At 67.3% G+C, this 22,056-nt stretch carries 17 protein-coding genes and 1 tRNA gene; 10 read left to right on the top strand and 8 right to left on the bottom strand.

What is annotated here, in order from left to right; genetic code table 11:
- Nucleotides 1-82: 82 nt before the first annotated feature.
- A tRNA-Leu gene (locus Q8S30_RS09990) sits at nt 83-166 on the bottom strand.
- 480 nt (nt 167-646) lie between these two features.
- Between Q8S30_RS09990 and Q8S30_RS09985 the strand changes: the two genes are divergently transcribed.
- On the top strand, nt 647-1,855 hold the full coding sequence (locus Q8S30_RS09985) for an META domain-containing protein (protein WP_305665878.1): 1,209 nt from the start codon (nt 647-649) through the stop codon (nt 1,853-1,855).
- A 7-nt stretch (nt 1,856-1,862) separates the two neighbouring features.
- Here Q8S30_RS09985 and Q8S30_RS09980 read toward each other — a convergent pair whose 3' ends face one another.
- Nucleotides 1,863-2,330 (bottom strand): Lrp/AsnC ligand binding domain-containing protein, encoded by a 468-nt coding sequence (locus tag Q8S30_RS09980; protein WP_305665877.1) that lies wholly within the window; start codon nt 2,328-2,330, stop codon nt 1,863-1,865.
- A gap of 122 nt (nt 2,331-2,452) precedes the next feature.
- Here Q8S30_RS09980 and putA point away from each other — a divergent pair, with 122 nt between their 5' ends.
- The 4 genes from putA to Q8S30_RS09960 all read left to right on the top strand — a co-directional run bounded on the left by putA (nt 2,453) and on the right by Q8S30_RS09960 (nt 8,469).
- Nucleotides 2,453-5,887 carry a bifunctional proline dehydrogenase/L-glutamate gamma-semialdehyde dehydrogenase PutA gene (gene putA / locus Q8S30_RS09975; RefSeq protein ID WP_305665876.1) on the top strand — a complete coding sequence of 1,145 codons (3,435 nt, stop codon included), beginning with the start codon at nt 2,453-2,455 and terminating at the stop codon, nt 5,885-5,887.
- A gap of 455 nt (nt 5,888-6,342) precedes the next feature.
- Nucleotides 6,343-7,239, top strand: a complete 897-nt coding sequence (locus Q8S30_RS09970; RefSeq protein WP_305665875.1) for a hypothetical protein — start codon at nt 6,343-6,345, stop codon at nt 7,237-7,239.
- 100 nt (nt 7,240-7,339) lie between these two features.
- Nucleotides 7,340-8,080, top strand: a complete 741-nt coding sequence (locus Q8S30_RS09965) for a rhomboid family intramembrane serine protease (RefSeq protein ID WP_305665874.1) — start codon at nt 7,340-7,342, stop codon at nt 8,078-8,080.
- Entirely contained in the window at nt 8,077-8,469 is a 393-nt protein-coding gene (locus Q8S30_RS09960; RefSeq protein ID WP_305665873.1) for a GFA family protein, read from the top strand. The genes Q8S30_RS09965 and Q8S30_RS09960 overlap by 4 nt, the downstream gene beginning before the upstream one ends.
- Here the strand turns inward: Q8S30_RS09960 and Q8S30_RS09955 are convergent.
- The 3 genes from Q8S30_RS09955 to Q8S30_RS09945 all read right to left on the bottom strand — a co-directional run bounded on the left by Q8S30_RS09955 (nt 8,466) and on the right by Q8S30_RS09945 (nt 11,645).
- Nucleotides 8,466-9,257 carry an inositol monophosphatase family protein gene (locus tag Q8S30_RS09955; RefSeq protein WP_305665872.1) on the bottom strand — a complete coding sequence of 264 codons (792 nt, stop codon included), beginning with the start codon at nt 9,255-9,257 and terminating at the stop codon, nt 8,466-8,468. The two genes, Q8S30_RS09960 and Q8S30_RS09955, sit on opposite strands and share 4 nt — an antisense overlap.
- 70 nt (nt 9,258-9,327) lie before the next feature.
- Nucleotides 9,328-10,548, bottom strand: a complete 1,221-nt coding sequence (locus tag Q8S30_RS09950; protein ID WP_371135485.1) for an MFS transporter — start codon at nt 10,546-10,548, stop codon at nt 9,328-9,330.
- A gap of 191 nt (nt 10,549-10,739) precedes the next feature.
- A complete protein-coding gene (locus Q8S30_RS09945; protein WP_305665870.1) occupies nt 10,740-11,645 on the bottom strand; it encodes a LysR family transcriptional regulator in 906 nt (301 codons plus the stop codon).
- 93 nt (nt 11,646-11,738) lie between these two features.
- Between Q8S30_RS09945 and metF the strand changes: the two genes are divergently transcribed.
- Both metF and Q8S30_RS09935 read left to right on the top strand, forming a co-directional pair.
- Entirely contained in the window at nt 11,739-12,605 is an 867-nt protein-coding gene (metF, locus tag Q8S30_RS09940) for a methylenetetrahydrofolate reductase [NAD(P)H] (RefSeq protein WP_305665869.1), read from the top strand.
- A 398-nt stretch (nt 12,606-13,003) separates the two neighbouring features.
- A complete protein-coding gene (locus tag Q8S30_RS09935) occupies nt 13,004-13,477 on the top strand; it encodes a PaaI family thioesterase (protein ID WP_305665868.1) in 474 nt (157 codons plus the stop codon).
- A gap of 4 nt (nt 13,478-13,481) precedes the next feature.
- Here Q8S30_RS09935 and Q8S30_RS09930 read toward each other — a convergent pair whose 3' ends face one another.
- Nucleotides 13,482-14,588 carry a DUF2235 domain-containing protein gene (locus Q8S30_RS09930; protein ID WP_371135502.1) on the bottom strand — a complete coding sequence of 369 codons (1,107 nt, stop codon included), beginning with the start codon at nt 14,586-14,588 and terminating at the stop codon, nt 13,482-13,484.
- 217 nt (nt 14,589-14,805) lie between these two features.
- Entirely contained in the window at nt 14,806-15,948 is a 1,143-nt protein-coding gene (locus Q8S30_RS09925) for a type III PLP-dependent enzyme (protein WP_305665867.1), read from the bottom strand.
- 228 nt (nt 15,949-16,176) lie between these two features.
- On the opposite strand from Q8S30_RS09925, the gene Q8S30_RS09920 reads away from it, so the two are divergent.
- The 3 genes from Q8S30_RS09920 to Q8S30_RS09910 all read left to right on the top strand — a co-directional run bounded on the left by Q8S30_RS09920 (nt 16,177) and on the right by Q8S30_RS09910 (nt 20,158).
- Nucleotides 16,177-16,608, top strand: a complete 432-nt coding sequence (locus Q8S30_RS09920; RefSeq protein ID WP_161344328.1) for an Lrp/AsnC family transcriptional regulator — start codon at nt 16,177-16,179, stop codon at nt 16,606-16,608.
- Between the two features lie 108 nt (nt 16,609-16,716).
- On the top strand, nt 16,717-16,995 hold the full coding sequence (locus Q8S30_RS09915; RefSeq protein ID WP_305665866.1) for a hypothetical protein: 279 nt from the start codon (nt 16,717-16,719) through the stop codon (nt 16,993-16,995).
- Between the two features lie 103 nt (nt 16,996-17,098).
- Nucleotides 17,099-20,158: a valine--tRNA ligase gene (locus Q8S30_RS09910; protein WP_305665865.1), complete on the top strand. Its 3,060-nt coding sequence runs from the start codon at nt 17,099-17,101 to the stop codon at nt 20,156-20,158.
- An 18-nt stretch (nt 20,159-20,176) separates the two neighbouring features.
- Here the strand turns inward: Q8S30_RS09910 and Q8S30_RS09905 are convergent, their stop codons facing one another.
- On the bottom strand, nt 20,177-21,904 hold the full coding sequence (locus tag Q8S30_RS09905; protein WP_305665864.1) for an MFS transporter: 1,728 nt from the start codon (nt 21,902-21,904) through the stop codon (nt 20,177-20,179).
- Nucleotides 21,905-22,056 lie beyond the last annotated feature (152 nt).

Genomic DNA, 22,056 nt, shown 5'->3' with positions numbered 1-22,056 from the left:
CTGATTTCAGAGTGGCCGGCGGGGGCCCGCTTGGCCGCTGCGGCCTGTGTGGGCACGGCTTTCAGCGCCGGATCGAGGCAGCTGGTGCCCGCGGCCGGACTCGAACCGGCAAGGCCAGGGCCGAGGGATTTTAAGTCCCCTGTGTCTACCATTCCACCACGCGGGCCGCCAAAGCCAGGCACAGATCCCGGCTCTGGCGCGGACCATAGCGGGGGGGATGGGCGAAGGGAAGGTGGGTGGAGGAGGGGTCTGGGTTGAACGTCTGCTCAGCGGGACGAAGCTGGCGCTTGTCGACCCGGCTGCATCGCCTGCCTTGGCGAAGGCCATCGCCTTCGCCACGCACCGCCCTCTCACCCCACACCGGACGGGCCCCAAAGGGCCCGGCCAGCGCCCGCCCCGCCCTCGGCGGGCGCTTCTCGCCCGCCAGGTCGGGCGCTGGCCTCATTCGGTCGCGTGCTGCCAGCGGCTCTGGGGGAAAGGTCGCGCACGGGCGGGGCCGAGGCAGTGCCTCGCCTATTCCCGCCCGAGCACAGCGGTCCGCACTCCCAAAAGGCCCAGAACGGACAATCCAGTTCGAGACACGTCCCCCCCCCCGCTGGCCCCCGCCCCCAACCCGCGCTATGCCTGCGGCAACCCGCCTTGCCCGATGAGCCCACCCATAATGCGCCTTGCCCTCGCCCTCGCCGCCCTCTTGGCCGCCGCCCCGGCCCTCGCCGAGCGCATCCTGACCGGCAGTGCCAGCTATCCGCAGCGCATCGCCCTGCCCGAGGGCGCCGAGCTGGCGCTGGACCTCACCGACGCCTCGGGCGCCGTGGTGGCCGAGCGGCGCCAGCCGCTGCAGGGCGCGCAGGTGCCGCTGCCCTTCACCCTCACCGCGCCGGGCGATGCCCTGACCTTGCAGGCGGCGGTTCTGGCGCGTGGCGCCCCGCTCTGGGTCAGCGAGCCGCTGGCCATCCCCGCAGGCACAGGCCCCGCCGAGCTTGGCACCCTGCGCCTGCGCCCGCATCGGCCGATGGGCTTTGCCACCCGTTTCCGCTGCGGCGAGGCGGGGCTGGAGCTTGGCTATACCGCCGAGGGCGCCCGCCTGCGCATCGGCGCCACTTACTTTGACCTTGCGCCCGGCGAGGCAGGCACCTTCACCGACGCCGCCGATCCCGGCACCTTCGCCACCGTTCACGGCAACTCCCTGATGGTCAGCCTGCGCGGCACGCCGCTGCCGGCCTGCCACCCAGAGCTTCCGGGGCTCGTCCCCTTCCGCGCCACCGGCAATGAACCCGGCTGGGCGCTGATCATCGAGGCCGGCACCGTCACCTATACCGGCGATTACGGCGCCACGACGCTGACCGGCGACCTGCCCGCGCCGGACGCCAGCACCGGCCCGGTCCGACGCTACGCGCTGGAGGGCTTCACCTTCACCGTCGCCGATCAGCTCTGCCGCGACGGCGCCACCGGGATGCCCTACCCTGCCACGGTCACCATCGTGACAGGCGATGCCGCGCTGCCCGGCTGCGGCGGCGATCCCTTTGCGCTGCTGGCCGGCGTCACATGGCAGGTCGAGGATATCGGCGGCCGCGGCATCCCCGACAATGCCGCCGCGATGCTCACCTTCCTCCCGCTTGGCCGCGTCACCGGCCGCACCGGCTGCAACAGCTTCACCGGCAGCGCCGAACTGTCAGCCGAAGGCCTCCGCTTCGGCCCCGCCGCGCTGACCCGCATGGCCTGCCCCCCGGCGCTGACGCGGATGGAGGCGGATTTCCTGTCGGCCTTGCAGGAAACCGACCGCTTCGATTTCACCCCCGATGGCGCGCTGCAACTGATCGGCGGCGACCGGGTGCTGCTGACGGCCAGATTCTAGGACGGGTCTAACCCAGCCCGACCTCCTTCACCGTCTCCATCGCCACATAGGTCGAGGTCGAGGCGACATGCGGCAGGGTGGAAATCCGCTCCGCCATCACCCGGCGATAATCGGAGATGTCCCCGGTCCGCACCTTCAGCAGGTAATCGAAGCCGCCCGCGATCATGTGGCATTCCTCGATCTCCGGCACCCCGCGCACTGCCCGGTTGAAGCCCTGCAAGGCAGCCTCGCGCGTATCGGATAGCCGCACCTCGACAAAGGCGACATGCGCCAGCCCCATGCGGATCGGGTTCAGCAGCGCCCGGTAGCCCGCGATATAGCCCGCCTGCTCCAGCCGTTTCACCCGCGCCTGCACGGGCGATTTCGTCAGCCCGACGCGCCGCGCAAGCTCTGCATGGGCGATGCGCCCGTCCGCCGCCAGCTCTCGCAGAATCGCCGCGTCGAAACGGTCGAGGGCAGGAAGGTCATTGGACATGTCAAATTCCCACAAATCAGGCGAACCGCCCGCCTTATCGAGATCTACAGGCGAACCGCCTTCAGACTTGCCGGTAGAATGCCGCGATTGCAACCTCCCCTCTCGCCCCACAGGATCCCCCCATGCAGGACATCTGGCACCGCCTCGACTCTGGCACCCTCGCAGCCGAGGGGCCGCTGCTGGCGGGGCTGATCGCCAGTGCCGGGCTGGACGGGGCCACCCGCGCCCGCATCGCCGCCCGCGGGGCCGATCTGGTCCGCGCCATCCGTGCCGATGCCCGCCCCGGGCTGATGGAGGTGTTCCTGGCCGAATATGGCCTCTCGACCGACGAAGGCATCGCGCTGATGTGCCTGGCCGAGGCGCTGCTGCGTGTGCCCGATGCCGATACGATGGACGCGCTGATCGAGGACAAGATCGCGCCCTCCGATTGGTCGCGCCACCTCGGCGGCTCCGCCTCCACCCTCGTCAATGCCTCGACCTGGGCGCTGATGCTGACCGGCCGCGTGCTGGATGAGCGGGAGCCGGGCGTCACCGGCCATCTGCGCGCCGCGATCCGCCGTCTGGGAGAGCCGGTGATCCGCGCCGCCGTCGCCCGCGCGATGAAAGAGATGGGCCGCCAGTTCGTGCTGGGGGAAAGCATCAAGTCGGCGATGACCCGCGCCGAAAAGCTGGAAGAGCAGGGCTACACCTACAGCTATGACATGCTGGGCGAGGCCGCGAAGACCGGCGAGGATGCGACTCGCTATGCCAAAAGCTACGCCGCCGCCATCGCAGCCATCGCCGCCGCCTGCCGCACCGCCGATGTGCGCGCCAATCCCGGCATCTCGGTCAAGCTCTCGGCCCTGCATCCGCGTTACGAGGTCGCGCAGGAACATCGCGTCATGGCCGAACTTGTGCCTGTAGTGCAGGCGCTGGCCCGCGAGGCCGCCCGCGCCGGCATGGGCTTCAACATCGACGCCGAGGAAGCCGACCGCCTGACCCTGTCGCTGAAGGTGATCGAGGCGGTGCTGGCCGATCCTGCGCTGGCCGGCTGGGACGGGTTCGGCGTGGTGGTGCAGGCTTACGGCCGCCGCGCCAGCGCCACGCTGGACTGGCTGCATGCGCTGGCCCTCAAATACGACCGGCGCATCATGGTGCGGCTGGTCAAGGGCGCCTATTGGGACGCCGAGGTGAAGCGCGCGCAGGTTCTGGGCCTGACCGACTTCCCGGTCTTCACCCGCAAGCAAGCCACCGATGTCAGCTATATCTCGAACGCTGCCAAGCTCTTGGCGATGACGGACCGCATCTATCCGCAATTCGCCACCCACAACGCCCATACCGTCGCCGCGATCCTCGAGATGGCCACCGACCCCGCGGCCTATGAGTTCCAGCGCCTGCATGGCATGGGTGAGCGGCTGCACGACATCGTCCACCGCGGCGAGGGCACCCGATGCCGGATCTACGCCCCCGTCGGCGCGCACCGTGACCTGCTGGCCTACCTCGTGCGGCGGCTGCTGGAGAATGGCGCCAACTCCTCCTTCGTCCACCAGATCGTCGATGCCGAGGTGCCGCCCGAAACCGTTGCCGCCTGCCCCTTCGTGGCGGTGGAGGCGATGCTGCCCAACGCCGCCAACCCGGTCCTCCGCCCCGGCCCCGCCCTGTTCCCGGATCGCACCAACAGCCGCGGCTTCGACCTGACCGACGCCGCCACCCTCGCCGCCATCGAGGCCGCCCGCGCGCCCTTCGCCACTGCCACCCCCACCGCCGCCCCGCTGATCGCCGGCCCCCTCGCCGCCGCGCAAGCCGAGCCGCTCCACAGCCCCGCCACCGGCGCGCTCATCGGCCACGCCGCCCTCGCCACAAGGGCCGACGCAGAAACCGCCCTCTCCGCTGCGACGGCATGGGACGCCCCCGCCCAGACCCGCGCTGAAATCCTCACCCGCGCCGCCGCCCTCTACGAAGACCACTTCGGCGAAATCTTCGCCCTCCTCGCCCGCGAGGCCGGCAAGACCCTGCCCGATGCCGTCGCCGAACTGCGCGAGGCGGTGGACTTCCTGCGCTACTACGCCGCCCAGGGCGCAACCCTCACCGCCCCCGCCCGCGGCACCATCACCTGCATCAGCCCCTGGAACTTCCCGCTCGCCATCTTCACCGGCCAGATCGCCGCCGCCCTCGCCGCCGGCAATGCTGTCCTCGCAAAACCGGCCGAGCAGACGCCGCTGATCGCCCATCTTGCCACCCGCCTCCTCCACCAGGCCGGCGTGCCCCGCACCGCCCTGCAACTGCTGCCCGGCCCCGGCGCCAGCATCGGCGCCGCCCTCACCGCCGACGCGCGCATCGCCGGCACCGTCTTCACCGGCTCCACCGCCACCGCCCGCGCCATCCGTTCGGCCATGGCCAGCGCCACCGCCCCCGGCACGCCGCTGATCGCCGAAACCGGCGGCCTCAACGCCATGATCGTCGACTCCACCGCCCTCCCCGAACAGGCGGTGCGCGACATCGTCGCCTCGGCCTTCCAGTCGGCGGGACAGCGCTGCTCGGCCCTGCGCTGCCTCTATGTGCAGGAGGACATCGCCGCCCCCCTGCTCCACATGCTGTCCGGCGCGATGGACGAGCTGGTCCTCGGCGACCCTTGGCACCTCGCCACCGATATCGGCCCGGTCATCGACACCGCCGCGCTGGACAAGATCCGCGCCCATGTCGCACGCGCCCGCAGCGAAGGCCGCCTCATCAAGGAACTCGCCACCCCCGCCTCCGGCACCTTCGCCGCCCCCGCGATCCTGCGCATCGGCGGCATCGCGGACATGCAGGAGGAGATCTTCGGCCCCATCCTCCACGTCGTAACCTTCCGCGCCACAGACCTGCCAAAGGTCGTCGCCGCCATCAACGCCAGCGGCTACGGCCTCACCTTCGGCATCCACAGCCGCATCGACGGGCGCGTGCAAGAGGTGACGGCGGCGCTGCAGGTCGGCAACCTCTATGTCAACCGCAACCAGATCGGCGCCGTGGTCGGCAGCCAGCCCTTTGGCGGCGAGGGGATGTCGGGCACCGGGCCCAAGGCCGGCGGGCCGGACTACCTGCCCCGCTTCACCGCCGCGCCCCGGATCGAGGTCGCCGCCGAGCCCGCCGCCCCCGAAGCCGAGCCCGCCCTGCAGGCCCGCCTGACCGCCGCCGCCGCCCCGGCCGCCGCGGTCGAGACCCACGCCCTCCCCGGCCCCACCGGCGAGTCCAACCGCCTCTCGCTCCACCCCCGCGCGCCCCTGCTCTGCGCCGGCCCGGGGACCGAGGCCGCCGCCGCGCAAGCCGCCGCCATCCGCGCCCTTGGCGGCACGGCGGTCGAGGCCCCCGGCATCCCGCCCGAGGCCCTGACCCGGCTGCAAGGCTTCTCCGGCGTGCTCTACTGGGGCCCGGACACGCAGTCCCGAGCCATGACGGAAGCCCTCGCCACCCGCCCCGGCCCGATCCTGCCGCTGATCACCTCCGCCCCCGACCGGGCCCATGCGCTGCTGGAGCGGCATGTGTGCATCGACACGACGGCCTCGGGGGGGAATGCGGAGCTGCTGGTGCAGGCGGGGTGAGGGGGGAGGCTTGCCGGAGGCTTGTTGATAGGGCACGATAGCATCGTAATGACCCATCTAGTTGCCGCACCAACCTTGCGAGCCGGCAGCCTACCTTTTTGACAACCCTCAGCTCGGCGGCTGAAGACAGATGTCAGGGATTATTTGTGCCGCAAGAAAACCTTTCTAGCTTCTTGCATCGACACCGTTTTAACATGCGAGATATATTGTCCCGCCCAGCGCAGGGCATATATTCTCGCGACATAAATATTTGCAGATCATTCCCTGGATACCATTTTTTTCGGTGGAATATCAGGAGCGATCAACTCGCAGAATTGCAGCGAGCCTTCACGGTCGCAGAGTATGTGTCGCGATGCGAAACCAATGAGCCAGAGGCATTCTCACAATACGTGTCACACCTCAGCGAAGAGGCATGGAGATTTACAATTCGTTTCTGCCCTTTTCATAAGGTGCATATGGCGCTTGAGAACCTAAAACAAATACATGTAGCGATGCTTGAAGCATGTCTCGGAATGAACTCGGCCATGGCCGGCATGGCGTCCGCAATGGAGATTGCCGAAGTACCATCAGGCACCTATGAACGCGAGCAGTCAAAGTCCACCTCTCATCTCCTTAACTTTCTAGCGCTCTATAGCCTTTACGTGGATATTTGCCGACGCATAAAATCCGAGGCAGGCATACCAAAAACTAGCGCACCCTACCATCGCGCAATTCGGCGGATCACGAAGAGCAACTGGGGCAAGCACAGCGTCACGGGAGACTTAAGAAACTACGTACTCCACTATCTCTTGGAGAATCCCAGGACGGTCATTCATATAAATGAAACGCGGACAGTCAACCTAGTAATGGATGCAAATGCACTCTTGTACTCTGGGTTTGACTGGAAATCTGATGCGAAGTCATTTCTTCAGACCAGTCCCGATCTTGACGTTATAGAGGTAACGAGAGCCGTCGCCAAAGATGTTGCCAGGCTTATAAAGTTTCACGAGAATCTTGTTGAGAGCAGGCTATCCCACCAGAAGATTGCTTATGACACCTACATACACGAGCGAGCCAGATTCAAGCACCTGCAGAAGTCGGCAGTTGATATGGGCAGAGTGATCAAACGCCCCACCTCAATGCTGTCTCGCTTGATCGACAAGACAGTCATTGAGGGCACCATCAATAGTGCCCTATCCGATGAAGACGTTCGGACAGTGCTTTGTACCTTAGCCAACAAGTATGACAACCTTTCCGCCGATGCGATGCGCAACCTCACCAGTGAGGTAAACCTCCTCCTAAGGCAGCGCCGCAGGTTCCCGAGTGCGGGAGCTTACCTCCAAGGTCGACATTTTCCGCCTCCCTTACGTTGACTTCCCCCAACACCCATACGCCTCCCATATCCTTTCCATACGCTTTCCAGCCCCCCTCCCCGACCTTGACGCGGCCGTCCGGACCCGCCACCCTCCCCCCATGTTCCCGATCCGAGACCACAACCCCTCCCGCAATCCGGCTTACGTCACCTGGGCGCTGATTGCGGCGAATGTGGCGGTGTTCCTCTATTCCTGGCCGCTGTTTTCCGACGAACAGGCACTGCTCACCTTCTGGGCCAACTGGGCGATGATCCCCGGATTCGTGACCGAGGGGCACAGCTGGCACGGGGTGGTGACCTCGATGTTCCTGCATGGCGGGCTGATGCATCTGGCCGGTAACATGCTGTTTCTATGGATCTTTGGCGACAATCTCGAGGATGAGATGGGCCATGCCCGCTTCCTCGGATTCTACCTCGCCTGCGGCATCGCGGCGGCGCTGGCGCATCTGATGGCGGACCCCTACAGCTACATCCCCACCGTCGGCGCGTCCGGAGCCATCGCCGGCGTCATGGGCGGCTACCTCTTGATGTTCCCGCGCGCCCGCGTCGATGTGCTGGTGATTTTCATCATCTTCTTCAGGGTCTTCCCCGTCCCGGCATGGGTCATGCTCGGCCTCTGGTTCGCCCTCCAGCTCTTCAACGGCTCCGTCACCGACGCCTCCACCGGCGGCGTCGCCTACTGGGCCCATGCGGGGGGTTTCGTGGCCGGCCTCGCGCTGGCCCTGCCGCTCTGGCTGCGCCGCGGCGGCCCCGGCTTCTGGTCGCGCACCCACGGCTTGCCGCCGCATCCCGGCACCACCTACGCCCCCTCCCGTATCCCAACAGTCAGGCGCCGCAGATGACCCTTCCCCAGATCCGAGCCAACCACCCCGCCAGCTGCCATTGCGGCGCCATCCAGTTCACGGTGACGCTGGTGCCAGAGGGGCTCGCCACCGCCCGCCGCTGCGATTGCTCCTTCTGCCGCCGCCGCGGCGCCATCGCCGTGACCACGCTGCCGGATGGGGTGAAGATATTGACAGGGCAGGACAAGCTGACGCTCTACCAGTTCGGCACCAACACGGCGCAGCACCATTTCTGCGCGGTCTGCGGGATCTACATCTACCACCGCCGCCGGTCCAACCCCAATGAGCTGGGGGTGAACGTGGCCTGCCTCGAGGGCCTGAACCCGCGCGATCTGGGCGATGTGGAGTGGAGCGACGGGGTCAACCACCCGTCGGATGCGCGGCCTTAAGCAGGCTCGCGCAGGATCTTGCACAGCGGCTCGTAAAGCTCGCCATTGCCGGCGATGATCGAGCCGGACTCCAGCATGTCGCGCCCCTCGCGCACCGGCCCGACAAAGCCGCCAGCTTCCTTGACCAGCAGCAGCCCCGCCGCCATGTCCCAGGAATTCAGCCCGCGCTCCCAATAGCCATCGTAGCGGCCCGCCGCCACATAGGCGAGGTCCAGCGCCGCGGCGCCCCAGCGACGCACCCCGGCGCAGACCGGCATCAGCCGGGCGAGGTCTTGCAGCGTGGCGGGCAGGGTCGCGCGGCCGCCAAACGGCACGCCGGTGGCAAAGATCGCCTCGATCATGTGCCGGCGGCCCGAAACCCGGATCCGGCTTTCGTTCATCCAGGCGCCCTGGCCCTTCTCGGCGCGGTACATCTCGTCCTTGGCCGGGTCGAAGACCACGGCAGACACGATCTCGCCCTTATGCTCCAGCGCGATCGACACGCACCAATGCGGCAGGCCGTGCAGGAAGTTGGTGGTTCCGTCCAAGGGGTCGACCAGCCAGCGCCGGGTCGGGTCCTCGCCCGCCTCTTCGCCGGTCTCCTCGCCCACCCAGCCATAGGAGGGGCGCGCGCCGCGCAGCTCTTCCTTGATGATCCGTTCGGCCTCGCGATCGGCCTTGGTGACGAAGTCGCCCGGGCCCTTGGCCGAGACCTGCAGGTTCTCGACCTCGCGGAAGTCCTTCACCAGGCTGCGGCCTGCCTTGCGGGCGGCCTTGATCATCAGGTTGAGATTTGCGCTGCCCTGCATGCCGGAAGGCTCCTTTGTTCAAGCGCGGTCCTATACAAGCCGGCGGGCCGAAAGGAAAGGGGCTCTGTCCTCATCCCGCCCGCACAAAGGCACTCCGCCGCGGCAGAAGAATGGTCATCACCCCCAGCGCCGGCAGCCCCGAGCAGATCAGGTAGACAAAGCGGATGCCGTGGCTGTCGGCCAGCACCCCCAGCACCGCGGCGGCAATGCCGCCCATGCCGAAGGCGAAGCCGAAGAAGATCCCCGCCACCATCCCCACCCGGCCCGGCACCAGCTCCTGCGCAAAGACCACGATGGCCGAGAAGGCCGAGGCAAGGATCAGCCCGATGAACACCGACAGCACGCCGCTGCCGACCAGCCCGACATGCGGCAGCGCCAGCGTGAAGGGCAGCACGCCCAGGATCGACACCCAGATCACCGGCATCGGGCCGAACCGGTCGGCCGCCGGGCCGCCCAGGATGGTTCCTGCCGCCGCGGCGCCCAGAAACAGGAACAGCATCAGCTGCGAGGCTTGCGTGCCGATCCCGAAACTCTCGATCAGGTAGAAGGTGTAATAGCTGGAAATGCTGGCCATGTAGATGTTCTTGGTAAAGGTCAGGAAGGCCAGCACCACCAGTGCCAGGATCACCGTGTTGCGCGGCAGCGGCAGCGTCCGGTCCGCCGCGCGCCGGCTCGCCGCCGCCAGCGTCCGGCCATACCAGCGCCCGACGCGGCCAAGGATGATCATCCCGGCCGCCGCCAGCACGCAAAACAGCGCCACGCTTGGTCGGCCAAGCGGCACCACGATAAACGCGGCCAGCAGCGGCCCCAGCGACGTGCCAAAATTGCCACCCACCTGAAACACCGACTGCGCCATCCCGAAGCGGCCACCCGAGGCCATCCGCGCCACGCGCGAGGATTCGGGGTGGAAGATCGCCGAGCCGATCCCGATCAACGCCGCCCCGCAGATCAGCAGCGGATAGCTGGGCGCGAAGGCCAGCAGCAGCAGGCCGCAGAAGGTCGAGCCCATCGCCACCGGCAGCGACCAGGGCTGCGGGTGCTTGTCGGTATAGATCCCGATGGCCGGCTGCAGCAGCGAGGCCGTCACCTGAAACGCCATCGTCAGCAGCCCGATCTGCCAGTAATCCAGCGCGAAATCGTCCTTCAGCATCGGATAGAGCGCGGCCAGCAGCGACTGCATCACATCGTTGAGCATGTGGCACAGGCTGATCGCCAACAGGATCGGGAACACCGTGGCCCCCGCCGTACCGGGCTTCGGCAAGGGGGGAGCAGAGGGGGAGGCAGCAGTCATCGGCATCTCTCGCGGGTTCGCAGCGCCCGCAAGGCTTAAACCTCCGCCTCGCCCCCGTCACCCGCGCAATTGTACCCGTCACAGCGGGCCAGAGCCTGCCCCCTCTTCCCCTTCTTGCTGGCAGAAATATCCTCGGGGGGTTCCGGGGGGCAGACGGCCCCCCGGCGCCGGCCACAAGCACACCGGCCGGGTCACCCCCGCTGCAGCTTCAACGGCTCCGTCCGCGCCAACCGCAGCACATGCGCCATGAAGGGCTGCGTCGCATCCACCGCCCGCGTCGCCGCATAGAGCCGTTTGGTCAGCCCGGCCTCCGTCACCGGCCGCGTCACATAATCCGGCTGATACTTCGCCTCGCGCAGCACCCAGTCGGGCAGTACCGCCACCCCGCGGTTCGAGGCGACCAGCATCAGGATCACCGCCGTCAGCTCCACCTGCCGCACGGCGCGCGGCTCCACCTTCGCCGGCGTCAGCAGCTGCGCAAACACGTCCAGCCGGCCGCGGTCCACCGGATAGGTGATCAGCGTCTGGTCGCGGAAATCCTCGGCCACCACGAAAGGCTTTTCGGCCAAGGGGTTCTGGGCCGAAGCTATGAAAGTGGGTGAATAGTCGAACAGCGGATGGAACACCGCCCCCGGCAAGTCCTCGGGGTCCGAGGAGATCACCAGATCCACCTCTTCGCGCATCAGCGCCGGCAGCGCGCCGAAGGCGAGGCCGGGGCGGATGTCGACATCCACCTCGGGCCAGGCGCGGCGGAACTGTTCCAGCACCGGGAACAGCCAGTCGAAACAGGCATGGCATTCGATGGCGATGTGCAGCCGCCCGGCCCGGCCGGAGCGCAGCCCGCGGAACTCCTCCTCCAGCGCCTCGATCTCGGGCAGGATCCGTTCGGCCGCGCGCAGCATCCGCAGCCCCGCCGCCGACAGCTTCAGCGGCTTGGAGCGGCGCACGAACAGCTCCACCCCCGCCTGATCCTCGATCCCCTTCACCTGATGGCTGAGGGCCGACTGGGTGATGTTCAGCGTATCGGCCGCCCGGGCCAGCCCGCCGGTGTCATGGATCGCCTTCAGCGAGCGCAGGTGTCGAAGCTCCAGGTGCATAGTGCAAACAAACTCATGTTTATCATTAGGATTATGAATTTGTCTCACTTTGGGGATCATGGCACAAGGGGCCTAACAAAAGGACTCCGCATCATGACCTCGCCGCGCATCTCGTTCGAATTCTTCCCGCCGCAATCGCTCGACGCCTCGTTCCGGCTGTGGGAGACGGTGCAGGTGCTGGCCCCCCTGAAACCCTCTTTCGTGTCCGTGACTTACGGTGCCGGCGGCACCACCCGCAAGCTGACGCATGAGGCAGTGACGACCATTGGCAAGAACTACGGGCTGAACGTCGCGGCGCATCTGACCTGCGTCGATGCCACCCGCGCCGAGACGCTGGAAATCGCGCAATCCTACGCCGATGCCGGGGTTACCGAGATCGTCGCATTGCGCGGCGACGCGCCCAAGGGCCAGGCCCGCTTCACCCCGCATCCCGAAGGCTTTGCCGATTCGGTCGAACTGATCGCGGCGCTTGCGGAGACTGGCCGCTTCACCCTGCGCGTCGGTGCCTATCCCGAGCCGCATCCCGAGGCAGCCAACACCGCCGCCGATGTCGCCTGGCTCAAGTGCAAGATCGACGCGGGGGCCAGCAGCGCCATCACCCAGTTCTTCTTCGAGGCGGAGACCTTCCTGCGCTTCCGCGATGCCTGCGCCGCCGCCGGGATCAACGCCCCGATCCTTCCCGGCATCCTGCCGATCGAGAACTGGGAGGGCACCAAGCGCTTCGCCGCCCGCTGCGGCACGCAGGTGCCGGCCTGGCTCGACGAGGCCTTCACCACCGCCAAACGCGACGGCCGAGAGGCGCTGCTGTCGACCGCGATCTGCACCGAGCTGTGCGACACGCTGCTGCGCGAGGGGGTGGAGGACCTGCATTTCTACACACTGAACCGCCCGCAGCTGACCCGCGACGTGTGCCATGCGCTTGGGGTGGTGCCGGAGGTCAGCCTCGAGAAGGTGGCCTGAGGGGGGCGAAGACGGGTCTGTCGGGAGCGTCTTTGTTTGAAAGGCTGCTCGGCGGACCGAGCGGATTTCGTGTCTGACACGCCATCCGCCTTGGCGAAGGCCATCGCCTTCGCCACGCTGTGACGTCTCCACTCCACCGGACGGGCCCCCAAAGGGCCCGGCCAGCGCCCGCCCTCCCGGCCCGGCCACGGGCCGGGCGTTCTTCGCGGAAATCCTCCACTGGAGGATTTCTTGCCGCTCATCACCCCTCGGCGGGCGCTTCTCGCCCGCCAGGTCGGGCGCTGTCCTCATACGGTCTCGTGCTGCCGCTGGCTCCGGGTGAACAGTCCCGCAGCACACGGGGCTGGACCCCACCCCCTCGCCGCGGCATCCTGCCGGCCAATCTCCCGGAGACCCGCATGGCCGACCAGACCCCAGCCCCCGCATCCGCCCGCCCGCTGCTGGCCGACATGTCAGGCATCGACCTTCTACGCGCGATGGCGCGAGGCGAAATCGACGCGGCCCCGATGGCCACCACCACCAACATCCGGCTGGGCACCATCGAGCCCGGCCGCGTCAGCTTCCGCGGCCAAGCCGAACCGCATCACTGCAACCCTTTCGGCGCGGTGCATGGCGGCTGGTTCGGCGTGCTTCTCGACAGCGCGCTTGGCTGCGCGGTGCTAAGCGTGGTGCCGCAGGGCCGCTGGTACACGACGCTCGACTATGGCGTGAACCTGACCCGGGCGCTGGCCCCCGGGACCGAGGTGATCTGCACCGCCGAGATCATGCATTCCGGCCGGACCACGGCCGTCGCCCGGGGCGAGATCCGCGGGGCGCAGGACGGCCGGCTCTACGCCACCGGCCAGACCACCTGCCTGATCATGGACCTGTAAGGCGCTAATGCGCCAAGGGCGTGACACCGCCCGGCAGCCGCAGCCGGCGCGCCCGGGGTGACAGTTGCGCGGTCGGGTGCAGCCGCTCTGATGGATCGCTGCCGACCTTGCGCAGCCCCCGCAGCATGAACATCTTGCCCAGCCCGCGCCAGCAGCCGACGCTAGGGGCCTCGGGATCGGTTGCAAAGCGCTCGCGCCAGCCCTCGGGCAGCGTCAGCCCGCAGCGCTCTGCCTCGGACAGCATCCAGACCAGCGGGATGTTCGACAGCCCCCGCGCCTTGTGAAACCCGCCCAGCTGGCCGCCGATATCGCCATGGGCGCCGCGGAACCACACCTGCTCCACCCGCCCGGTCCAGCCCTCGGGGCAGTCCCACAGCACCGGCGCGAACACCGCGCGGGTCTCGTCCAGCGCCAAGGCATGAAAGCCGTGGCGGATCGCCGGGCCAAGCCGGTGGTTGTGGAAGGCGTGCTGCGGTTCCGTCAGCATCCACAGCAGCGGCAGCCGTAGCCCCAGCGCCTTCACCGTGTCGAAAGCGCCGACCATCTCGATCTCGGCGGCGGGATGGCAATACAACTCGGCGAAGGTGCGCGAGGCAGGGCTGCCCGCCGACAGTTCATAATGGCGAAAGGCCTGGCGGATATTCCGCTCCGTCGCCTCGTCATGGCGCAGCAGGCCGACGCGGTCGATGACCCCGGCCAGCGAGCGCACCGCATAGGCGCCGCGGGAATAGCCGATCAGGAAGATCCGGTCGCCCGGGCGATAGCGCGTGGCCAGCCAGCCATAGGCGCGGCGGATCTGCCGGTCGATGCCGCGCCCCAACGCCACATCGCCGATATCCCGCCAGGTGCACCATTGCACGCCAGCCTCGTAATACATCATCTGCTGATCGGCGCGGGCGGCATCGCGCGGCATGTCGCGCAGCAGCTTCCAGATCAGGCCGACATTGGTCTCGTCCCCCGGATCGAGCGAGGACATGGTGCCGTCAAGCAGGATCACATGGTCATAGCGCGGACGGACGGGGCCGCTTGGCGCAGCGGGGCCGGTGCTCTCGACGCGAGCGCCAAGACCGAAGAGATTGAGAAGCCCGTCACGAAGCCATTTCACCTTGATCCTTCGCCTCCCTCATCGGCACCGCAGCCGCCACAGCAAGGATGGCACAAGGGTGCCGACCCCGCCCCGGCCAATCAAGGATATAGTCGCGGAAGAAGATGTAAGTTCCGTGCCTGACCGCACAAAGGCGGTGCAAAGGCGGACTGTGACGCGCGGCGACAAACATGACAAAGGCGGGCGATTGCGCGCCCGCCTTTGTCTGGTCTTGCAGCCTTGCTCAGCGCAGCGACAGCGTCGTCGCCAGCAGCACGTCGCCAAACCCGTTGAAGCGGGTGTTGGTCGCGGTCGAATAGGCACCCATGCCGTGAAACACGAGGTAGTCGCCTTCCTGCAGGTCGCAGGGCAGCGACAGCTCGCCCGGCAGACGGTCCACCGAATCGCAGGTGGGGCCGAAGACGATACGCTCGCGGGTCAGGCCATCGCGCTTCATGCCCTCGGTCGAGATCACCTCGGTGCGGTCGATCACGCCGATCATCGGCAGCTCGGTCAGCGCGCCATAGACGCCGTCGTTGATGAACACATGCGCATCGTCGCGCACGGCCTTGACCTTGGCCGCCAGCGTGAAGGCATCGGCCACCAGCCCGCGGCCCGGCTCGCAGATCAGCGCCGGACGGTCGGCACCGAAAGCCTCGGTCGCCACGCGGTCGATCAGCGCGAAGGTGGCTTCCAGCTGCGGCGTCACCTCGTTCAGCCGGTGCGACGGGAAGCCGCCGCCGACATTCAGCCGCACCGCCTTGACGCCGGCCTGCGCACAGATTTCGGCACCCGCCCGGATATAGGCATCCCAGGCCATCGGATCGGTGCATTGCGTGCCCGGGTGGAAGGTCAGCGACGGGATGAAGCCCGCCTCGGCGACCTTTGCCAGCAGCTCGGCCGCAACCTCGACCGTGGCGCCGAACTTGGCACCGAAGTTGTAGGCGGCACCCGCGACCGGCAGCTTGTAGCGCACCGAAATCTCGCAGCCCGCGGCCGGGACCATCTCGATCAGCTTGGCCAGCTCGGAATGGCTGTCCACCGACCAGGATTTCACGTCCGCGCCTACCGCATGGGCAATCTCGGCCCGCGCCCGCACCGGATTGTTGTAATGCAGCGCAGCCGTCGGCGCGAGCCGGCGGATCATGTCGATCTCATGCGGAGAAGCCACGTCAAAACCCCGGATCCCGGCCGCAACGAGGTTCTGCACCACCATCTCATCGGGGTTGGACTTGACCGCATAGGTCACCAGCCCGGGAAAGCCCGCGATGAAGCGCCGCGCGGTCGCTTGCAGGACCGTCGGTGCGAAGAACATGACCGGATTTTCCGGTTTTTGTGCGCGAAGAAGTTCGGACGGATTCGCCCAGATCGTTTTCGAGAGCCCCATCAGCGTGTCCCTTTCTATGCCAACAGAGCGCAGCCTTCCCCTGCCCTGGAATACCAGTTCGGGACGCTTACGCGTTCAACCAAACCAGGCCAGGTGCGTATGAGCCGCCCTTTTCCTGAAAACGAAGTCTGCGCGATATGGGGCACAGTTTCACCGATCAAAAGAGTAGATTTGCGGTGCATCGTCGTTACAATGCCACATCGTTCGGGCAAAGTGAAGGAAAGTCTCGTGGATGACCTCGATCGCAGCATTCTGGGGCTGCTCAGCGCCGATGCGCGGATTTCCGTGGCCACTCTGGCGCGGCGGCTGAAGGTCGCCCGCTCGACCATCCAGGCGCGGCTGGAGCGGCTGGAGACCAGCGGCATCATCGCCGGATATACCGTCAAGCTGGGCGAGGCCGCACGGCAGGGCCGGATCCGCGCCACCGTGCTGCTGACGATAGAGCCGCGGGCGCAGCCGGCGATCCTGACACGGCTGAAGGCGATCCCCGAGATCGAGCGGGTGCATACCACCTCCGGCCGGGTCGATCTGCTGCTGCAGATCGCCGCGCCCTCGACGGCGGTTCTGGACGCGGTGCTGGACCAGATCGGGGAAATGAGCGGGGTAAAATCGTCGGAAAGCCTGATCCACCTGTCAACAAAGATGGACCGCGCCGTCTGAGCCTTCCGCAACGGAATTGCAGATCGACATATTTCTGTTGCAATCCTGAATGGAACGCATGACTCGGCGGCGCTTTTTCGGCAGGCTGACCCTTAGGGGAGAATCATCATGAAGTTCATCAAAGCAGAACCGTCTTCTGCGGCGGGTCCTGTCATCGGCCCGGCGGGGGCAACGATGTGGGCGCGGCACGGGCAGGCAGGCTATGGGTTGGCCTACGGGCTGGCGAAACAGACCTCGCAGATTGGCCGGCCAGCATCGTCTCCGGCACACAGTACGGACCGCAACCTGCCCTCGGGCTGGTGGCTGGTTCCGGCGGCAATCGGCGGGGCGCTGAGCTGGGCCTGGCTGATCTATACGCCCATCATGCTGGTCTCGGGCCACCTGTGAACCCAAGCGCACGGCAGGCCTTGCAAGGCCGCCCGCTGCTCTGGCCTTCCCCTTGCGGCGTTGGACGGTTACACACCACGTCAAGCTAGACGGGGTGCAGCCAATGCCGATGGAAAAGACGTTCAATGCCGCCGAGGCCGAGCCGCGGCTTTATGCGGAATGGGAGCAGGCGGGCGCCTTCCGCGCCGGGGCCAATGCCAAGCCGGGCGCAGAGTCGTTCTGCATCATGATCCCGCCGCCGAACGTGACCGGCAGCCTGCATATGGGCCATGCCTTCAACAACACGTTGCAAGACATCCTCGTGCGCTGGCACCGGATGCGCGGCTTCGACACGCTGTGGCAGCCCGGGCAGGACCATGCCGGCATCGCCACGCAGATGGTCGTGGAACGCGAGCTGGCGAAATCCCAGCAGCCCGGCCGCCGCGAGATGGGCCGCGAGGCGTTCCTTGAAAAGGTCTGGGAGTGGAAAGAGCAGTCGGGCGGTACCATCATCAACCAGCTCAAACGCCTCGGCGCCTCCTGCGACTGGGACCGCAACGCCTTCACCATGGACGCGCATTTCCAGCAGGCCGTCATCAAGGTGTTCGTGGACCTCTACCACAAGGGCCTGATCTATCGCGGCAAGCGGCTGGTGAACTGGGATCCGCATTTCGAGACGGCCATCTCGGATCTCGAAGTCGAGAATACCGAGGTGAAGGGCCATATGTGGCACTTCAAATACCGCCTCGCGGGCGGCGAGACCTATGAATATGTCGAACGTGACGCCGAGGGCGAAGTGACGCTGCGCGAGGTGCGCGATTACATCTCCATCGCCACCACCCGGCCCGAAACCATGCTGGGCGACGGCGCGGTGGCGGTTCACCCGTCGGATGCGCGCTATGCGCCCATCGTCGGCAAGCTGGTCCATCTGCCGCTGTGTGACCGCCTGATCCCGATCATCACCGATGACTACCCCGACCCCGCCTTCGGCTCGGGCGCGGTCAAGATCACGGGCGCGCATGACTTCAACGACTATGCCGTGGCGCAGCGCAACAATATCCCGCTCTACCCGCTGCTCGATACCAAGGGCCGGATGCGCGACGATGGCCTGCCCTATGCCGAAGCCGTGGAAATCGCCCGCGCCCTCGCCGCCGATCCGTCGCTGGCGGCGCAGACAGAGCTTGGCCCGGTCAACCTTGTCCCTGAAAAGTATCGCGGCATGGACCGTTTCGACGCCCGCGCCGCCGTGGTTGCCGACATCACCGAACAGGGCCTCGCGGTCATGGTCGCGGATGATGAGGGCAACCCGGTGCCTTATGTCGAGAACAAGCCGATCATGCAGCCCTTCGGCGACCGCTCGAAGGTGGTCATCGAACCGATGCTGACCGACCAGTGGTTCGTCGACACCGCCAAGATCGTGCAGCCCGCGATTGACGCCGTGCGCGATGGCCGCACCGTGATTCTGCCCGAACAGCATGAGAAGGTGTATTTCCACTGGCTGGAAAACATCGAACCCTGGTGCATCAGCCGCCAGCTGTGGTGGGGCCACCAGATCCCGGTCTGGTACGGGCTCGACCTGTTCCAGACCGGCTTTGCCGATGACGAGGGCGACAATGCACTGGACGAGGTGGAGATCTTCCGCCTGCTCAACGAAGGCAGCTTCAACCACGGCGATCCGCGCCACCATTGCGCCGCCGATCTGGACACCGTGTCCGAAGAGTTCAAGGCCGACCTTGCCGCCCTGCCCGCCCCCCTCCACGCCGCCCGCGTGATCGAGGTGGCCGACCAGCACGCCGCCATCGAGGCGCTGGCCAGCAGCCTTGCCGAGTACAACCTCAGCCAGGATCCGACGCATCTGGTCTATCCGGTCTGGCGCGATCCCGACGTGCTCGACACCTGGTTCTCCTCCGGCCTCTGGCCCATCGGCACGCTCGGCTGGCCCGAGCAGACGCCGGAACTGGAGCGCTACTTCCCCACCTCCACCCTCGTCACCGGCTTCGACATCATCTTCTTCTGGGTCGCCCGGATGATGATGATGCAGCTCGCCGTGGTGGGTCAGGTGCCGTTCAGCACCGTCTATGTCCATGCCCTCGTCCGCGACGAGAAGGGCAAGAAGATGTCGAAATCGCTCGGCAACGTGCTCGACCCGCTGGAGTTGATCGACGAATACGGCGCCGATGCCGTGCGCTTCACCGTGACCGCGATGGCGGCCATGGGGCGCGATCTGAAGCTGTCCACCGCGCGTATCGCCGGCTACCGGAACTTCACCACCAAGATCTGGAACGCCACCCGCTTTGCCGAGATGAACGGCGTGTTCATCGGCCCGCGTCCGACCGGCATCCCCCAGCCCAAGCACACCGTGAACCGCTGGATCATCGGCGAAACCGCCCGCGTGCGCGAGGCGGTGGACGAGGCGCTGGCGGGCTACCGCTTCAACGACGCCGCCAACGCGCTCTATGCCTTCGTCTGGGGCAAGGTCTGCGACTGGTATGTCGAATTTGCCAAGCCCTTGTTCGATGGGACCGATGCCGAGGAAACCCGCGACACGATGGCCTGGGTGCTGGACCAGTGCTACACGCTCTGCCACCCGATCATGCCCTTCCTGACCGAAGAGCTGTGGGCGCTGACCGCCCCGCCCATCGGCCGCGCCAAGCCGCTGGTGCATGCCGACTGGCCCACCTACCGCGCCGCCGACCTGCTCGACCCTGCCGCCGACCGCGAGATGACCTGGGTCATCGCGCTGATCGAGGAAATCCGCTCGGCCCGCAGCCAGATGCATGTGCCGGTGGGCCTCAAGTTGCCGATGGTGCTGGTGGAGGCTGACGCCGCCGCCCGCACCGCCTGGGCGCGGAACGAGGCGCTGATCCAGCGCCTCGCCCGCATCGACAGCCTGACCGAGGCGCCCGCCCCCAAAGGCGCGATCACCATCGCCGCCGAGGGCGCGACCTTCGCCCTGCCGCTGGATGGCGTCATCGACGTGGCAGAAGAGAAGGCCCGCCTGACCAAGGCGCTGGAGAAGCTGGAGAAAGACCTGAACGGTCTGCGCGGCCGCCTGAACAATCCCAAATTCGTGGAAAGCGCGCCCGAAGAGATTGTCGAGGAAAACCGCGAGAAGCTGGCACTTGGCGATGAAGAGGCCGGCAAGATCCGCGCCGCCCTCTCCCGCCTCGCCGACATGGGCTGACAGGTCAGCCGCCCGGCATCAATGGTGGATGTCGGGCGGCGGCTTCAGCGCCATGTCGTCGTAGAGCGGCACCGTCTGCCGTTCGATCAGCCGGTGCACCCGCGGCCGCTCTGGCCCGCGATGCAGTGCAAGCAGCGCTTGATAGCTGTCGAGGTCGGCCTTGGTGCGGCGCTCGTTATGGCGCAGGTAATCCACCCAGGTCGGCACATGATAGGACTCGGTCCAGGTATCGGGGCTTTCCAGATCACGCAGTAGCGCCCATTGCCGGGCCCCGTCGCGGATGCGGATCCGGCGGCGGATCTGCATCAGGGCCAGGAACGCACCGGTATCCTCGGGGGCGATCTGGTAATCGACCATCACCATGATCGGCCCGCTGCGCCCGCGCAGGTCCAGCCGCAGTTGCGGCTCGCGGAAGAGGCCAAGGGGATCAAGGTCCAGCGCCCCGAACTCTGCCAGCGGCAGCCAGCGCCCCGCAGCCGCCCCCAGCAGCAGCAAGGCCGAGGCGGCCAGCAGCGCCTGATCGGGGCCGCGCGCATCGGCCAGCAGCCCCCAGCACCAGCTTCCCGCCGCCATGCCGCCAAAGACCGAGGTCTGGTAAAAGGACAGCGCCCGCCCCACCACCCAGCGGGGCGTCGACAGCTGCACCGACACGTTGAACAGCGACAGCGCCAGCACCCAGCAGGCCCCCGCCACCATCAGCGCCGCACCGGCAAGCACCAGATGGGTGGCAAAGGCCAGCCCCGCCACGCCGATGGCAAAGCCGGCAAAGGCCCCCACCACCACCTTCTCATTGGCAAAGCGCGCGCGGACCTTGCTGTTCACCGCCACCCCGCCAATCGCCCCAAGCCCGAAGAACCCCAGCAGCATCCCATAGGTCAGCGCCGTGCCCCCCAGCATGTCCCGCGCCACCGTCGGCAACAGCGCCAGCACCGAGGAGGCCGCAAAGCCGAACAGCGCCGAGCGTCCCATCACCCGCATCAGGTTCGGCGACATCGACACATAGCGCAGCCCGGCGCCTAGCGCCTGCCCCAGCGGCTCGCGCGGCAGCCGCGCCGGCTGCCTCTCGGGCTGCCAGCGGATCAGCGACCAGATCGTCGGCAGATAGCTCAGCGCATTCACCCCGAAGGCCGCCGCCGCCCCCGCCAGCGCCACCAGCGCGCCGCCAAGCGCCGGGCCGACGCTGCGCATCAGGTTGAAGCCCATGCTGTTCAGGCTCACCGCCGCCGAAAGATCGCTGCGCGGCACGATATCGCCCATCGAGGCCTGCCAGGACGGGTTGTAAAGCGCGACCCCGCTGCCCAGCAGGAAGGTAAAGGCCAAGAGCCCCCAGGGCGACAGCACCCCCAGCCAGGCCGTCAGCGCCAGCGCCACCGACACCGTCAGCATGAACACCTGCGCCGCGATCAGGATGCGGCGGCGGTCGAAACTGTCGGCCAGCGCCCCCGCGACCAGCGAAAACACCATGATCGGCAGCGTGTTCGACGCCTGCACCAGCGCCACCATCCCGTGCGAGGTGGTCAGCGAGGTCATCAGCCAGCCCGCCCCCACCGCCTGGATGAGCCCGCCTAGGTTCGACACCTGCGAGCTGACCCAGAGCCGGCGGAAGGTCGGGATCCCCAGCGGGGCGAAGGTCGGATGGCGTGCGATGGTCCTGCTCCTCGGGCAGCGGCAAGTCGGGGCGAAGCGCGGGGCGCGGCCGCCCGTCAATGCCCGGCCCGGCCGGTTCGTTCCCGCCTCCTCCGCCATTTATCACGCCGAAGCCCGCGTAAGCGCAACCCCCGCCGCGGCACCCCTTCCCCCTTTGCTTTTTCCAAATATCCTGCAGGGGGAGCCCGAAGGGCGTGGGGGACGCAAAGTCCCCCGGCCCCGGCCGAGCCTCCAACATCCACCAAACCGCC

It is taken from the genome of Frigidibacter sp., from assembly GCF_030695035.1.
In the GTDB taxonomy this organism is placed as follows: Bacteria; Pseudomonadota; Alphaproteobacteria; order Rhodobacterales; family Rhodobacteraceae; genus Frigidibacter.
Note: the sequence above shows the minus strand (reverse complement) of the source record. Positions and strands in the feature narration are given on the sequence as shown.